We start from the raw sequence: 1,092 nt of genomic DNA on the forward strand, positions 1-1,092 counted from the left end.
CGAGGGGGATCAGGTGGCCGAGGGTGACCTGGTGGTGGTGCTGGAGGCGATGAAGATGGAGCAGCCGTTGAACGCGCACCGGGCGGGCACGGTCAAGGGACTGACCGCCGAGGTCGGCGCGTCCGTCTCCGCCGGAGCCGTCATCTGCGACATCAAAGACTGACCCACACTGACACCGGCCTGATACCGGCCCAGCCGGAAACACCCCGGGACGCATGCCGCGGGCCCCGTCGCAGACCGACGGGGCCCGCGGCACTTTCACGTCAACCGCACGCCGCGGTCGTTCACCCCGGCGTCGCTCTCGGGTGGCATTCTTGACCCACGGGCAGTGACAGCGCAGACCCCGCAGAAAGGACCGCGATGGCGACCGACACGGCGGCCAGGGCGCAGCCTCCGCACCGGCCCATGCGTGCCGACGCGCGGCGCAACTACGAGCGGCTGCTCGCCCAGGCCCGCACCGCGTTCACCCAGCACGGCACGGACGCGTCGCTGGAGGACATCGCCCGCCGCGCGGGCGTCGGCATCGGCACGCTCTACCGCCACTTCCCGAACCGTACGGCTCTCATGGGCGCCGTCTTCCAGGAGCAGGTCAGCGCCCTGCTGGCCTACTCGCGCGAGCTGGCCGAGGCCCCCGAGCCCTGCCACGCGCTCATCGACTGGCTGCGGGCGATCATCGACCACGCGAGCACCTACCGGGGACTGGCCCAGGCCCTCATGGCCGCGTCCGCCGACCAGAGTTCGACCCTGTCCCGGAACTGCGGCCAGCCGATGGAGGAGGCGGGCGGCAAGCTGCTGGCCCGCGCCCAGGAGACCGGTTCCGTGCGGCCCAGCGTCGACATAGGCGACCTGATGCGGCTGACGAACGCGATCGCGATGGCCGGGGAGCAGGCCCCGGACGACCCGGACCTGGCCGAGCGCCTGCTGGCCCTGACCTTCTCGGGCCTGAAGGCCCGCTGAGCCCGCCGGACGACGACCCGGCCCCGGCCCGGGGGAGCCGGCCCGTCGCCCCGGCCCCGCCCGGCCTCCGGCCCGCCCCGGCCCCGCCCGGGCCCCGGACCACCGCCCGTCCGCCCGCGGCCCCGCCCGGTGCCG

At 74.6% G+C, this 1,092-nt stretch carries 2 protein-coding genes; both read left to right on the forward strand.

The annotated features are described in order from the left end of the window. The coding region (locus RKE29_RS30045; RefSeq protein WP_312007981.1) for a biotin/lipoyl-containing protein at positions 1-163 on the forward strand (163 nt) is incomplete at its 5' end. Between the two features lie 197 nt (positions 164-360). Further along, entirely contained in the window at positions 361-957 is a 597-nt protein-coding gene (locus RKE29_RS30050; protein WP_312008866.1) for a helix-turn-helix domain-containing protein, read from the forward strand. Positions 958-1,092: the final 135 nt, after the last annotated feature.

Source organism: Streptomyces sp. B1866, assembly GCF_031932565.1.
GTDB lineage: Bacteria > Actinomycetota > Actinomycetes > Streptomycetales > Streptomycetaceae > Streptomyces.

What these genes read in the sequence shown, in the direction of transcription:
- RKE29_RS30050 (WP_312008866.1), top strand. Translation starts at nt 361, where the DNA reads ATGGCGACCGACACGGCGGCCAGGGCGCAGCCTCCGCACCGGCCCATG.